Origin of the sequence: Vibrio sp. 1562 (assembly GCF_033340155.1) — a bacterium.
Lineage (GTDB): Bacteria > Pseudomonadota > Gammaproteobacteria > Enterobacterales > Vibrionaceae > Vibrio > Vibrio alginolyticus.
This window is the reverse complement of sequence record NZ_JAWOVY010000004.1, coordinates 196,890-211,437: the sequence shown is the minus strand read 5'-3', so window position 1 is coordinate 211,437 and position 14,548 is coordinate 196,890. Positions and strand designations below refer to the sequence as shown.

The 14,548-nt window shown below is 44.2% G+C and carries 14 protein-coding genes; 7 read left to right on the top strand and 7 right to left on the bottom strand.

Features of this window, described 5'->3' with window-relative positions; genetic code table 11:
• Positions 1 to 350: 350 nt before the first annotated feature.
• The 5 genes from R7Z49_RS06120 to thrS form a co-directional block, all read right to left on the bottom strand.
• Complete coding sequence (locus R7Z49_RS06120; protein ID WP_005377919.1) at positions 351 to 668, bottom strand: heavy metal-binding domain-containing protein; 318 nt, start codon at positions 666 to 668, stop codon at positions 351 to 353.
• 189 nt (positions 669 to 857) lie between these two features.
• Entirely contained in the window at positions 858 to 1,211 is a 354-nt protein-coding gene (gene rplT / locus R7Z49_RS06115) for a 50S ribosomal protein L20 (RefSeq protein ID WP_004727974.1), read from the bottom strand.
• Positions 1,212 to 1,251: 40 nt separating this feature from the next.
• The gene (gene rpmI, locus R7Z49_RS06110) at positions 1,252 to 1,446 is read right to left on the bottom strand and encodes a 50S ribosomal protein L35 (RefSeq protein WP_005377932.1); all 195 of its coding nucleotides are present in this window, start codon (positions 1,444 to 1,446) and stop codon (positions 1,252 to 1,254) included.
• 120 nt (positions 1,447 to 1,566) lie between these two features.
• Positions 1,567 to 2,118, bottom strand: a complete 552-nt coding sequence (gene infC, locus R7Z49_RS06105) for a translation initiation factor IF-3 (protein ID WP_080276913.1) — start codon at positions 2,116 to 2,118, stop codon at positions 1,567 to 1,569.
• A 3-nt stretch (positions 2,119 to 2,121) separates the two neighbouring features.
• Complete coding sequence (gene thrS / locus R7Z49_RS06100) at positions 2,122 to 4,050, bottom strand: threonine--tRNA ligase (protein WP_005395892.1); 1,929 nt, start codon at positions 4,048 to 4,050, stop codon at positions 2,122 to 2,124.
• A 403-nt stretch (positions 4,051 to 4,453) separates the two neighbouring features.
• Here thrS and R7Z49_RS06095 point away from each other — a divergent pair, with 403 nt between their 5' ends.
• Positions 4,454 to 5,431 carry a DUF3187 family protein gene (locus R7Z49_RS06095; RefSeq protein ID WP_064353836.1) on the top strand — a complete coding sequence of 326 codons (978 nt, stop codon included), beginning with the start codon at positions 4,454 to 4,456 and terminating at the stop codon, positions 5,429 to 5,431.
• 6 nt (positions 5,432 to 5,437) lie between these two features.
• On the opposite strand, the gene R7Z49_RS06090 is transcribed toward R7Z49_RS06095, so the two are convergent.
• A complete protein-coding gene (locus R7Z49_RS06090; RefSeq protein ID WP_064353835.1) occupies positions 5,438 to 6,181 on the bottom strand; it encodes a sporulation protein in 744 nt (247 codons plus the stop codon).
• 248 nt (positions 6,182 to 6,429) lie between these two features.
• Here R7Z49_RS06090 and hutC point away from each other — a divergent pair, with 248 nt between their 5' ends.
• The 6 genes from hutC (at position 6,430) to R7Z49_RS06060 (ending at position 13,908) form a co-directional block, all read left to right on the top strand.
• The gene (gene hutC / locus R7Z49_RS06085) at positions 6,430 to 7,137 is read left to right on the top strand and encodes a histidine utilization repressor (protein WP_005377944.1); all 708 of its coding nucleotides are present in this window, start codon (positions 6,430 to 6,432) and stop codon (positions 7,135 to 7,137) included.
• Positions 7,138 to 7,266: 129 nt separating this feature from the next.
• Positions 7,267 to 8,517, top strand: a complete 1,251-nt coding sequence (gene hutI / locus R7Z49_RS06080) for an imidazolonepropionase (protein WP_318111457.1) — start codon at positions 7,267 to 7,269, stop codon at positions 8,515 to 8,517.
• Position 8,518: 1 nt separating this feature from the next.
• On the top strand, positions 8,519 to 9,529 hold the full coding sequence (gene hutG / locus R7Z49_RS06075; protein WP_285384563.1) for a formimidoylglutamase: 1,011 nt from the start codon (positions 8,519 to 8,521) through the stop codon (positions 9,527 to 9,529).
• A gap of 73 nt (positions 9,530 to 9,602) precedes the next feature.
• Complete coding sequence (gene hutU / locus R7Z49_RS06070; RefSeq protein ID WP_226082919.1) at positions 9,603 to 11,300, top strand: urocanate hydratase; 1,698 nt, start codon at positions 9,603 to 9,605, stop codon at positions 11,298 to 11,300.
• Between the two features lie 11 nt (positions 11,301 to 11,311).
• Positions 11,312 to 12,847: a histidine ammonia-lyase gene (gene hutH, locus R7Z49_RS06065; RefSeq protein WP_017634855.1), complete on the top strand. Its 1,536-nt coding sequence runs from the start codon at positions 11,312 to 11,314 to the stop codon at positions 12,845 to 12,847.
• Positions 12,848 to 13,182: 335 nt separating this feature from the next.
• Positions 13,183 to 13,908 carry a DUF3581 domain-containing protein gene (locus tag R7Z49_RS06060; RefSeq protein ID WP_017821813.1) on the top strand — a complete coding sequence of 242 codons (726 nt, stop codon included), beginning with the start codon at positions 13,183 to 13,185 and terminating at the stop codon, positions 13,906 to 13,908.
• 110 nt (positions 13,909 to 14,018) lie between these two features.
• Here R7Z49_RS06060 and R7Z49_RS06055 read toward each other — a convergent pair whose 3' ends face one another.
• Complete coding sequence (locus R7Z49_RS06055) at positions 14,019 to 14,480, bottom strand: methyltransferase family protein (protein WP_054576439.1); 462 nt, start codon at positions 14,478 to 14,480, stop codon at positions 14,019 to 14,021.
• Positions 14,481 to 14,548 lie beyond the last annotated feature (68 nt).

Here is a 14,548-nt window from a genome sequence, read left to right as displayed (position 1 = left end):
CAATGTTACAGCTGTATAGTATTTGTAACAATTTAGAACCGCTTGGCAAGGTATAAGTTCATATTTTTATAAGAAAAACATGAATTAATATACCGAAAAGAGAATTCACACAACAAATGAAAAATTCAATATGAATTCAATTTCATTATAGATATAAAATAATATGCAAAATAAAAGTAAAGCAATTACTCTAAATCATCGTGATTAATTTTAATAGTAACGTAAAGTTGAGAATATAAACCTATTCTCTCTACAAAAATCTAGAATAATTAACCTAAAAGGAACAGAACGGTAAATGCATAATAATTCACCGCTCTCTATTAGCATTTTTGCAATGCTATTCAAGTAGACTAGTCCGCTAGTTTCACTGCAGTACCAAATGCCAAAATTTCCGAAGAACCATCTACGATTGAGCTTGTGGTAAATCGAATCCCTACTATTGCATCGGCACCTTTAGATTCAGCGTCCGCCACCATGCGCTGTATAGCAATATCACGCGCGTCGGTCATCATTTCCGTGTAACCACGAATTTCGCCGCCAACAATGCTCTTGATACCCGCCATGAGGTCACGGCCAATATGCTTTGATTGAACAACATTACCAGTTACAACCCCTCTGATTTCAGAGATCTGCTTGCCAGGAATGCTTTCGGTCGTTGTGTAGATCATTTTTAATCCCTTATAAACGTAAAAATTTATACCCAAGCTACCTTATAACTAACATAAGATGCTAACCAATAAATTGAGAACACTGATAAACAATACTCTAAATAGCCAAGCTAAAAGTCATTTGGGTATAAATTTTAGCAATAAAAAAGGAGAGCTAATGCTCTCCTTCTCTTAATCCTAAACTGCTAATTAAAGAGCAGCTTTCGCTTTTTCAACTAGAACTGCAAATGCAGCTTTGTCGAATACAGCGATGTCCGCAAGGATCTTACGGTCGATCTCGATAGATGCTTTCTTCAGACCGTTGATGAAACGGCTGTAAGATAGACCATTTTGACGAGATGCCGCATTGATACGTGCAATCCATAGTTGACGGAATTGACGTTTCTTAGCGCGACGGTCACGGTAAGCGTATTGACCAGCTTTAGTAACTGCTTGGAAAGCTACGCGGTAAACACGTGAACGCGCACCGTAGTAACCTTTAGCTTGTTTTAGAACTTTCTTATGACGTGCACGAGCTTGTACACCACGTTTTACGCGAGGCATTATGCTTCTCCTAAACTAAACGATTGATAACTAAAAAGAATTAAGCGTATGGCAACATACGGATTACTGCAGCCACTTCACATTTTGGAAGGATTGCATTCGGACGTAGTTGACGCTTGTTCTTAGTAGTACGCTTAGTCAGGATGTGACGTTTTGTAGCGTGCTTGTACTTAATACCACCAGCAGTTTTCTTAAAACGCTTAGCAGCACCTTTGTTGGTTTTCATCTTAGGCATGATGAATAACTCCGCATTGAGTAGGTTTAATAAACAACGTAATTAGGGCGAACAAAACCCAGCCATATGCCTTTATATAAAGGAAAGCGGCTAGGTTTTAATTACTTGATGAGCCGTTAATTACTTCTTTTTAGGGGCTAGCACCATGATCATCTGGCGACCTTCAATCTTCTTAGGGAAAGATTCAACTACAGCAATTTCTGCAGTATCTTCCTTAAGACGATTTAGAACGTCAACACCGATGTCTTGGTGTGCCATCTCTCGGCCACGGAAGCGAATTGTTACTTTCACTTTGTTGCCTTCTTCAAGGAAACGCGTCAGGTTGCGTAGTTTTACCTGATAGTCTCCAATATCAGTTCCAGGACGGAATTTTACTTCCTTGATCTGGACCTGCTTTTGCTTCTTCTTCTGCTCTTTAGCAGTTTTGCTCTTCTCGAAGAGGAACTTACCATAGTCCATCACACGACAAACAGGTGGCTCGGCGTTAGGACTGATCTCAACGAGATCCATACCAGCTTCTTCAGCAGCTGCAATGGCTTCTTGAATCGATACAACACCAACTGATTCACCGTCAGCGCCTGTTAGTCGAACTTCACGAATACCACGAATTTCACCGTTGATACGGTGCGGGTTTTGTTTTACCGGCTGTTGGCCACGTCTTCCGCCTTTAATAGCTTATTCCTCCAGATTGAGCTTACGGCTAGAGATCTCGTCTTGGATGTATGCAATAAAATCATCCACTTTAAATTTACCAAGATCTTTACCTTTACGAGTACGCACTGCTATTTCGCCAGCTTCCATTTCTTGGTCACCAACAACAAGCATATACGGTACACGCTTCAAAGTATGTTCGCGGATTTTAAAGCCAATCTTCTCATTTCTCAAGTCCGCTTTAGCTCTAATTCCACTTTTTTGTAGTTTTTGTACTATTTCTTGAACATAACCTGACTGTTTATCAGTAATGTTCATAAGAACTGCTTGTTCTGGCGCCAACCAAGTTGGGAAGAAACCAGCATATTCTTCGATAAGGATACCGATGAAGCGCTCTAGTGAACCTAGAATCGCACGGTGAATCATTACCGGTACAAGACGTTCATTGTTTTCACCTACATAAGTTGCACCTAAGCGACCTGGTAGGTTGAAGTCTAGCTGGACAGTACCACACTGCCACGCACGGTCTAGACAATCGTATAGTGTGAATTCAATCTTAGGGCCGTAGAACGCACCCTCGCCTTCTTGAATTTCGTATGGGATATCCATCGATTCAAGAGACTGCTTCAATGCTTCTTCAGATTGATCCCAGATTTCATCTGAACCTACACGTTTCTCTGGACGAGTAGACAGTTTCACTACGATGTTGTCGAAACCAAATGTTTGGTACGTATCGTACACCATCTTGATACAGTTTGTTACTTCTTCTTGAATTTGGCTCTCAGTACAGAAAATGTGAGCGTCATCCTGAGTAAAGCCACGTACACGCATAATACCGTGTAGTGCACCAGATGGTTCGTTACGGTGACATGAGCCAAACTCAGCCATACGTAGCGGTAGGTCGCGGTACGATTTTAGACCTTGGTTGAAGATCTGTACGTGACCTGGACAGTTCATTGGCTTAATCGCGTATTCACGGTTCTCAGAAGAAGTTGTGAACATTGCATCAGCGTATTTGTCCCAGTGCCCAGAGCGTTCCCAAAGAACACGGTCCATCATAAGTGGACCTTTCACTTCTTGGTAACCGTACTCATCTAGCTTAGCGCGGATGAATACTTCTAGATCACGGAAGATAGACCAACCATTGTGATGCCAGAACACCATACCCGGTGCTTCTTGCTGCATGTGGAATAGGTCTAGTTGCTTACCAATCTTACGGTGATCACGCTTCGCCGCTTCTTCTAGGCGAGTTAGGTGCGCTTTCAGTGCTTTCTTGTCGTGGAAAGCCGTACCGTAGATACGTTGAAGCATTTTGTTGTCGCTGTTACCACGCCAGTAAGCACCTGCAACATTCAGCAAAGTGAAGTGTTGACAGAAGCTCATGTTAGGAACGTGAGGACCACGACACATGTCGATGTATTCTTCATGGTGGTAAAGGCCTGGACGATCATCACGAGATACGTTTTCGTCAAGGATTTCCACTTTGTATGGTTCGCCACGTGATTCAAACGTATCACGCGCTTCCTGCCAGCTTACTTTTTTCTTAACCACTTCGTACTTGGTTTTCGCTAGCTCTTTCATACGCTTTTCAATCTTTTCAAGATCTTCTTGCGTTAGAGATTCGTCTAGGTCGATATCGTAGTAGAAGCCATTGTCGATGGTTGGACCGATCGCCATTTTAGCTTGAGGGTAAAGCTGCTTAAGAGCGTGACCAAGAAGGTGAGCACAAGAGTGACGAACGATTTCTAGACCGTCTACTTCATCTTTAACTGTGATGATTTCAAGGCTTGCGTCTTCTTCAATTAGATCACACGCATCAACGCGGTTACCGTTTACACGACCAGCGATAGTTGCTTTGGCAAGACCAGGACCGATCGATTGCGCAACTTCCATAGTAGAAACTGGGTTGTCAAATTGACGCTGACTGCCGTCAGGAAGAGTAATAATAGGCATGCTATGTCCTTTACAGTGGTGTTGCACACCAAGCAACACATGTTATTCAAATTAGAAGCTATTTGTTGAAAATAGTTGAGAGTCAATAAAGGCCTCTCGGTAACACGAATACCGGACCGTTATCGAGAATGGGATTGTACCTAGCTCACATTTAGAATGCAAAGCGCGATTTTGTTTTGTCATAAGAACTTAACCGCAGACCCGTCACGACAATCTGATCATGCTTTTTTAAGAGACAGCATAACTTGTAAACGGAATTGCCCCTCAATGAACTTACACAACAAATTACAATATCGCCTATTACGTGTGAACCGATACAAAACCTAACACGCTGGGCGAGAGCTCAACGTGCGATTTAGGTATATAGTTGTTTTATAGAGTAGTTTGTATGTAGGTATTCATCATGGTCTATTTCAAATCGCGCTTTATGGTGCTTCTAAGCACCTCGATATGTTCTTTGCAAGCCTTCGCATCAAATGACTTATATGGCCCGCTGCGTTCTTACGCACAATCCCCAATGCAAGTGGTTAGTCACACCAACGTACTGCGTTCAGGACATAGTCTACCCTATGGTTTTGTCGAAGCTTATGGTTCGGGAACCGTGGCAAGTGTTTGGGCTCATACTGATGAATACGCACTGGATTATTACCACAATCAAATCGAATTAGGCAGCAAATGGCAAGTCAGCAACCGTTGGCAGTGGGAGCTCAACTATCGATGGGTCTTTGCCGCTGACAACCATTTAGATGGACTGACGAAAAGCTTCCATAAACTTTTCGGTATCGGACAAAATGGGCGGGATAAAGTAGACAGAGATCGTTTTTACATTTCAATGCCGCAATATGATGTGCTTGAAGATGATTTCGAAGGACAAACACTGGCCAATAACCTATCTACTTACTTGCAGTATCAAGTGTTCCAAAATGAACATCACGGCCTATCGATTGGCGGCAGTTTGTATTTTAACGATGTGGCTCACAGCACTTTTCAAGGTAGCAGTTTCGAGCAAGGCTTCCAATTAAACTACAGCTACTTAAGTGATGCTCATGCATTTTATTCGATGATTGGCATGACTTTTCGCTCGGATGACCGTGCCTTGCTCGATCTGCCCTATCGACATAATACGATTGCCATTGCGGGTGGGTACCGTTATGCCTTAGAAGATAACCATCACCTGATGTTGGAATATCATTGGTATCAAGGCTCAACAGAAGGGCCCACAGAGTTTGCTGATGCCTCTAATGAACTGGTATTAGGCTATCGATATCTAATGGAAAATTCAGCGCTTGAGTTTTTAGCCGTAGAGAACGCAAGAAACATGGATAACAGTACCGATATCGCTTTCACAATAGGATATCGGTACATATTTTCATCAAGTTGATGAGAGCTATAGATTTAGCGTTGGTGCAACTGCGGTTGCGACTTGAGCATCGGTTGCATTGATCGGCAACGTAAACGAGCGATATTGGTCACCAGCCAAACTGAGCGAACGGTCAATCTCTGCCAAACAATGCATGACCTGCCCTTCCAGAATAAAAGAGAGCTCAATTTCTTTTGATGAGATAAAGCCGTTGTTACGGAACTCTAGTTCTTGATAAATACCAGAGCGAGAGGCAAACGAGCCACCGCGCAAAAAGCCTTTTTCAACATCGGCTTTAACCATTGTGAAACCAGCTTGCTCGATCGCTTGAATAACCCGAGATGCTACTGGTAGTGGTTTCACTTCAATATAGTCACGGTCACGCGGATCAATTGCAAAATCAATATCTAACGTCGTCTCAACCCAAACATGACATTGATTCTTAAGTGCGCTAACCGCAGTAATTGGCGTTTCATCATGCAATTTTAGCTCAAACGGAACCTGCTTTTCTTCATTAGGTTGAATCACAAAAGGGTCAACTGCTTTCAATTGATCAATAGTGAACGTTTGGTAACTTACGCTATCATCCACTTCGACTTTCATTTCCGTGTTCAATTTAATCGTAATAGCATCAATTTGTTGTTCGACGTCTCCGCCTTTGATATGAACATGCCCTTTCAGCGTCGCTCCTTGAAACACGCTCATTTCGTCCAAAATGGTATCTACTTTTGCAGAGCCGATCCCCAGTGATGCTTTCAATTTTTTAAACATACTTTTCCTTTTTTAGCGATTTTTCTTCTAATAATCGTTTGTTTACACAATTGTTTTCTGCTGTGCAAGCAATAGACCACAAGAAAATGTTTGAATTCAATCATCAATCCAAATAATGCTCAGCAACAAGAGTCATTCAGCTCTGCAATAGGATTGCTCGGTCACTAAGCGGTACATTCGTCGAGAAATGTTTGCAATTTGTACCTAAATTAAGCAGTATTTGTATAGTCAAATAAAGGGAGATCATTATGTCTGCACCACTCTACATTCAAATTAAACAATTTATCCTGGATAAAATTGATGCTGGAGAGTGGGTAGTTGGTCATCGCATCGCCACCGAGATTGAGCTTACCGAGCAATTTGGTGTCAGTAGAATGACAGTGAACAAAGCAATTCGGGATTTAGTAAATGAGGGCCGATTACAACGTCGCCCACGTTTAGGCACGTTCGTGTGTGATCCTGGTGAAAAGTCAGAATCTCCTCTGCTAGACATTCGAAACATTGCCGAAGAAGTCAGCGATAGAGGGCGAAAGTATGGCAGTAAAGTGCTCAAACAAATTGCCATAAAAGCAGATGACAACATTGCGACAAAACTCGGCGTTATGCTAGGCACGACAGTGTTTTACAGTGAAATTATTCACTATGAAGACCAAACGCCGATTCAATTGGAGCTCCGCTGGGTGAATAGCCAATATGCCCCGAGTTATTTAAATCAAGACTTCACACAAATCACTCCAAATCAATACCTGTCAAATAATTGCCCACTCAGCGCGATAGAACATACTGTAGAGGCAATTGTGCCTGAAAGCCGTATTAAGCAAGACTTAAAAATGCAAGCCAATGAACCTTGCCTTCTCTTGAATCGCAGAACGTGGAGCCAAGATAAATTAGTCAGTACCGCCCTACTTTATCACCCTGGTAACAAATATAAGCTGAGCTCAAAAGTGCTCATTTAAGGACAAGATTTGTCCTCTAGATCTACGTTTTGATCACATTTTAGCAACATCAATCTTGTCAGTATTCTTATTTTGCTCTATTTATTTGTATATACATTTAATGATACAAATAAACACAGGGACACAAACATGGATTTGCTGATTGAAAACGCACGTCTAGTTACCATGCAATCGGGAGAATGCGGATACCTTCCAACGCCTCCAGCGCGCATTGGTATTAAATCTGGAAAAATCGTTGCGATCAGTACTTGTGCCATTGGTGAAGACGCACCGCAAACCGAGTCTCTGCTGTCTGCCCAACATTACGCTCAGAGTATCGACCTTCAAGGCAAGTTAGTTCTGCCAGGTTTGATCGACTGCCACACTCATCTTATTTACGCGGGCAATCGTGCCAACGAATTTGAAATGCGCTTAAACGGCGTGCCATATCAAGAACTTTCCAAACAAGGCGGCGGGATTCTCTCAACGGTACATGCGACACGCTCTGCAACCGAAGCACAACTAGTTGAGTTAGCGTTACCACGTTTAGATGGGTTACTCGCGAGTGGCGTCACTTCTGTCGAGGTGAAATCTGGCTATGGATTGACACTGAATGATGAAATAAAAATGCTCCGTGCAGCCAAAATGCTTGAACAAGAGCGCAAAGTTAAAATCACCACTACACTTCTCGCCGCTCACGCCATTCCGCCAGAGTTCCAAGGTCGTGCAGATGATTATATTGAGCACATTTGTCAGGACATAATCCCTGTTGTCGCAAAGGAAGAATTAGCTACGAGTGTCGATGTTTTTTGTGAATCGATTGGTTTCAATCTTGAACAAACAGAAAAAGTGTTTGTAGCTGCAAAACGCCACGGCTTAAAGGTTAAAGGGCATACTGAGCAACTTTCTAATCTCGGTGGTACAGCCCTCACTGCGCAATACAACGGTCTGTCAGCGGATCACATCGAGTTTTTAGATGAGCAAGGTGTTAAAGCACTTGCTCGATCAAACACCGTCGCCACTCTATTGCCTGGCGCTTTTTATTTTCTAAGAGAAACTCAGTTACCACCGATTGAGTTGTTGAGAGAGCATAACGTGCCGATGGCAATTGCTACGGACGTCAACCCAGGTACATCACCATTTTCTGATCTCACACTCATGCTGAATATGGCGTGCACACTATTTCGCCTTACACCGCAAGAAGCACTGCGTGGTGTAACGCAACATGCAGCCAAAGCTCTGGGTTATCAAAACTCACGTGGCGAAATCAAAGTAGGGTTTGATGCGGACTTCTCTATCTGGGATATCGAAAGCCCTGCGGATTTAAGCTATCAAGTCGGAGCAAAACGTCTGGTAGGTCGTATAGTAAATGGTGAATACATTTCACACGGAGGCCACTAATATGTCTCAATTCGACCTACACTCTCCCCTATTTCATTGGCAAGGCCGTCATGATGCCGAGGACGGCAAGCTTGGTCAGCGAATTCATCACGTTGTTCAACGCCAAAAAGCAGATGAGTTGAGTGCCGTTGCGCATGGCGTCTCATTACTCGGTTTTGCTACCGACGCTGGCGTTGCGAGAAACAAAGGACGCATTGGCGCGAAAAAAGCGCCAGACTTAATCCGACGAGCACTCGCTAATTTAGCATGGCACCAAGACGCCCCACTATATGACTTAGGTACTGTGGTGTGTGAAGACGACTTACTGGAGGAGAGCCAAGCTCTATGTGCAGCAACCATTTCAAGCGCACTGCCCCATACGCCAGTCATCGTGCTGGGTGGTGGGCATGAGATTGCGTGGGCCTCGTTTTCCGGCTTAGCGGAATATTTTAAAGCGCACCATCCAGAGAAGAAGCCTAAAATCGGCATTATCAATTTCGATGCGCATTTCGATTTGCGCGCATTCGAGAGTAACCTCGTCGACGTAAGACCGAGCTCTGGTACACCCTTCAACCAAATTCATCATTTTTGTCAACGTAACGATTGGGACTTTCATTACGCTTGTATTGGTGTAAGCCGCAGTAGCAACACTAAAGCGCTATTTGAAAAAGCAGATGCGTTAAATGTTTGGTATGTAGAGGACAATCAGCTCTGCTACTTAAACCACAGTTATCACTTAACTCAGCTTCAGCATTTTATTGACGACTGTGACTACCTCTATTTGACCATTGATCTGGATGTATTTCCTGCCGCAACCGCACCTGGAGTCAGCGCACCAGCAGCTCGGGGAGTGAGTTACGACACTATTGCACCCTTTTTAGATCGAATTCTTCATTACAAAAATAAGTTAATGCTGGCTGATATCGCCGAATACAACCCAAATTATGACGTCGATAGTCAAACAGCACGATTAGCTGCCCGTTTGTGTTGGGATATCGCCAACGCAATGGCGGAAAAACAGCACAAACCATAATGCATCCCAGATGCCACTGATTATTACGACCAAGCAAGTACTTGGTCATCACGAGAAACTAAAGGAGTCTGAAATGACACAGCGCCAGGGACAAGATCCACGACTTGATACAAGCAGAACAATTCGTGCACCTCACGGAGATAAACTGCGCGCAAAATCTTGGCTAACCGAAGCCCCTCTTCGTATGCTGATGAACAACCTTGATCCTGATGTTGCAGAACATCCACATTCACTGGTTGTATATGGCGGCATTGGCCGAGCAGCGCGAAACTGGGAATGTTACGACAAGATTGTTGAAGTACTTGAAAGACTCGAAGATGACCAAACGCTTTTAGTTCAATCAGGCAAGCCTGTTGGTGTTTTCCCTACTCATAAAAATGCTCCACGCGTGCTTATCGCAAACTCAAACCTTGTTCCGCATTGGGCAAACTGGGAACACTTCAACGAGCTCGATAAACAAGGCTTGATGATGTACGGCCAAATGACCGCTGGCAGCTGGATATACATTGGCTCGCAAGGTATCGTACAAGGCACATACGAAACGTTCGTATCTGTTGCAAAAAAACACTTTGACGGTGAAGCAAAGGGCCGTTGGATTCTAACAGGTGGTCTCGGTGGCATGGGTGGTGCTCAACCTCTCGCTGGTACAATGGCGGGCTTCTCCATGATTGCAGTAGAGTGTGATGAGTCACGTATCGATTACCGCCTACGTACAGGCTATGTCGATAAGAAAGCGACTTCTTTAGATGAAGCGCTAGCTATCATTAAAGAGTCAGACACACCAGTATCGGTTGGTCTACTAGGTAATGCAGCAGACGTTTTCTCTGAGCTGGTAGAACGTAATATCACGCCTGATGTCGTAACAGACCAAACGTCTGCACACGACCCGCTCAATGGCTATTTACCACAAGGCTGGAGCATGTCTCACGCAGCAGAAATGCGTTTGCAAGATGAAGCAATGGTCGTAAAAGCCGCGAAAAAATCCATGGCTGTGCAAGTTCAAGCGATGTTAGAGCTGCAAAATCGCGGCGCCGCAACACTCGACTATGGCAACAACATCCGCCAGATGGCCTTGGAAGAAGGCATAGAAAACGCATTTGATTTCCCTGGCTTCGTTCCAGCCTACATTCGTCCTCTATTCTGTGAAGGTATCGGTCCTTTCCGTTGGGCTGCTCTCTCTGGCGATCCTGAGGACATTTATAAAACCGACCAAAAAGTAAAAGAGCTAATTCCAGATAATCCGCACTTACATAACTGGCTAGATATGGCTCGCGAACGCATCCAGTTCCAAGGTTTACCTGCGCGTATTTGCTGGGTTGGTCTTAAAGATCGTGAGCGTCTTGGTCAAGCATTCAACGAAATGGTGAAAAATGGCGAACTTAAGGCGCCCGTTGTCATTGGTCGAGACCACTTAGACTCTGGCTCTGTAGCAAGCCCGAACCGTGAAACCGAAGGTATGATGGACGGTTCTGACGCCGTATCAGACTGGCCATTATTAAACGCGCTACTCAACACGGCGGGCGGCGCAACTTGGGTTTCACTACACCACGGTGGTGGCGTAGGTATGGGCTTCTCGCAACACTCAGGTATGGTTATCTGCTGTGACGGCAGTGAAGATGCCTCAGAACGTATTGCCCGCGTGCTGCATAACGACCCAGCAACAGGCGTGATGCGTCATGCTGATGCGGGATACGATATCGCTAAACAATGTGCAGCAGAGCAAGGGCTAGATTTGCCAATGCTCAACGAAGAACTGAAGAAGCTCAAGTAAGGATGAAAGAGATGTTAAATTTAACGCTAAAGCCAGGTCATATTAGCTTAAACGAACTACGCCAAGTGAGCCGTTCACCAGTCAACCTTACTTTGGATCCTGAAGCCATTCCGGCCATTGAAGAAAGCACACAGGTCGTAGACCGAGTCATCGCGGAAGATCGAACGGTTTACGGAATTAACACTGGTTTTGGGCTATTGGCTAACACACGAATAGCACCAGAAGATTTAGAAACACTGCAACGCAGTATCGTTCTCTCTCATGCGGCAGGTATCGGTGAGTTTATGTCAGATGAAACGGTTCGTCTGATGATGGTATTAAAAATCAATAGTCTGTCTCGTGGCTTTTCTGGGATTCGCCTAAAAGTCATTAATATGCTGACCGACCTAGTCAACGCACAAGTTTACCCTTGCGTACCTAAAAAGGGCTCTGTTGGCGCATCAGGTGACTTAGCTCCTCTAGCCCATATGAGCACAGTATTACTGGGAGAAGGACAAGCTCGCCACAACGGTAATATCATTTCCGGGCAAGAAGCTTTAAAAATCGCAGGTCTAGAGCCTATCACTCTGGCGCCAAAAGAAGGCTTAGCGCTACTAAATGGGACTCAGGCATCCACAGCGTTCGCATTGGAAGGCCTGTTTATCGCGGAAGACCTTTTCGCGTCAGCAACCGTTTGTGGTGCAATGTCTGTTGAAGCCGCTCTCGGCAGCCGACGTCCATTCGATCCGCGCATTCACCGTGTACGTGGTCATCGCAGCCAAATGGACGCAGCACTCGCATACCGTCATTTGTTAGACACATCGAGTGAAATAGGTGATTCGCACACTAACTGTGAAAAAGTACAAGACCCGTATTCTTTGCGCTGTCAGCCTCAAGTGATGGGGGCGTGTTTACAGCAAATCCGCAATGCGGCGGAAGTACTACAAGTAGAAGCGAATTCCGTATCAGATAACCCGTTGGTGTTTGCTGAAGATGGTGACATCATCTCTGGCGGTAACTTCCACGCGGAGCCTGTTGCAATGGCAGCCGACAACCTAGCACTTGCGATTGCCGAGATCGGCAGCTTGTCTGAACGTCGTATGGCATTACTTATCGATAGCGCGCTATCAAAACTGCCACCGTTCTTAGTCGACAATGGTGGTGTGAACTCTGGTTTCATGATTGCTCAGGTTACCTCCGCTGCGTTAGCAAGTGAAAACAAAACACTCGCTCACCCAGCGTCAGTAGACAGCTTGCCAACATCTGCAAACCAAGAAGATCACGTCTCAATGGCAACATTCGCGGCTCGCAGATTGAAAGAAATGGGCGAAAACACTCGCGGTATTCTGGCTGTCGAATACCTCTCAGCAGCACAAGGCCTAGACTTTAGAGCGCCAAACAAGTCCTCTGAGCGTATTGAGATTGCGAAACAAATGTTGCGTGAAAAAGTATCGTTCTACGATAAAGATCGCTACTTTGCTCCAGACATTGAACAGGCAAATACTCTGCTTAAGCTGGCTATCCACAACACGCTCATGCCAGAGAGCTTGTTACCAAGTGTTCAATAACCAAGCATAACTGGCATTTCATCGAATAAACAGATAATGACTTGAAGGCTCTACGTTCTGCGTGGAGCCTTTTTATATACGATTAAACATATTGATGGCACTATTTATGAACGCCTGTCTACTTTGATGGCTATACTTTAAAAGATAGGCGAGCGAAAAGGTCGTTGTTTATTGTTTTCACAAATAAAAGCGTTGCTAAAGTATGCGTTTTTAACGGTTTATCCGCCGAAATAGTGTCTTATTGTTAGGATACGGTGAAGTTTTCACTGGATGGACCATTGCTACGCAGATATTCGCATATAATCCCACACAGTTTTGGTTACTACGTAAAAATTATGTTTCTAACACCTTATTTTTCAAACACTAATCACCAGTTTCAGTTCACTCGCGAACAAGCAAGCCACTTTGCAAAACGTGTCGCAGGTGACTACAACCCAATTCATGATGAAGACAACAAACGCTTTTGTGTCCCTGGGGATTTACTTTTCGCTGTGCTTCTCAGTAAAGAAGGCGTTAGCCAAAAGATGCGTTTTAACTTCTCTGGCATGGTAAACGATGGTGTAGCACTTCATATTGAAAATAAGTGTGACAAAGAAAGCGCTGTTGTTGACGAGGCAGGTAAAGAATACTTACACATGTCCCGTGAAGGTGAAACTAACCACGATCCGGCATTTATTGAGCATGTAGTGACAAATTACGTGCAATTTTCTGGTATGAACTTCCCTCACATCATGGTTCCTCTTATGGAAGAGAAGCAAATGATGATCAACTGCCAGCGTCCATTAGTTATTTATGAAAGCATGGAAGTCGAATTTTCACGCTTAGACCTTACGCATCCAGAGGTGGATTTCACTGGCGCAACATTCGACGTAGAAGGAAAACGAGGTGTAGTCACCTTAAACTTTGCGTTTAAAGAAGACGGTGAAGTCGTTGGTAAAGGTATTAAGCGCATGGTTGCAAGTGGCTTGAAGCCATATGACCAAGAAGCGGTTGATGACCTTGTACGCCGCTTTAATGAACGTAAGGATGCATTCCTAGCAAAGTTCGTTAAGGCAGCCTAGTAGACTGCCCTATCAGAAGCGCACAAAAAACGTGTTTACTAAAAGAAAGCCCAACGTCGACCGTTGGGCTTTCTTTTTATGTCTCATCCAAACAAAACTAAACGCAATGCTTAGAGCCAACGACGAACATGGTTTTTATAATCCACATACTCTTCACCAAACAATCGCTCTAAAACGCGTTCCTCAGGCTTGATTTGAAACCGATTCATATAACTGACAAATATCACGCCACAAAGCACCACACTCAAGTGCTGCCACCACAAACCAGTTGCTATGATTAGAAGCAATAATGCCATGTACATAGGGTTGCGTGAAAAGGCAAACACACCAGTTCTTACAACAGAAGATGCTGCTTCAGGTTTTACTGGGTTCACTGTGGTTTTTACTTTGCGAAATTCATACACGCCAGCAATGCCCATGTAGCCAGACAACAAAGTTAATACACCTACTACAAATTCAACAAAGGGTACTCGAATGTTCATGCTCGGCGTCAAAACTTTAAGTCCGTACATCAAAAGTATGACTAGCAAAAACACCACAACAGGTGGGACTTTGAGTTCAAGTTTTCTCAAGATTCATATCCTTTGAAAGGGTCTAAATACGGTTTCTAAAAAGCCCAGTAAAACTGGGCTTGATCTAG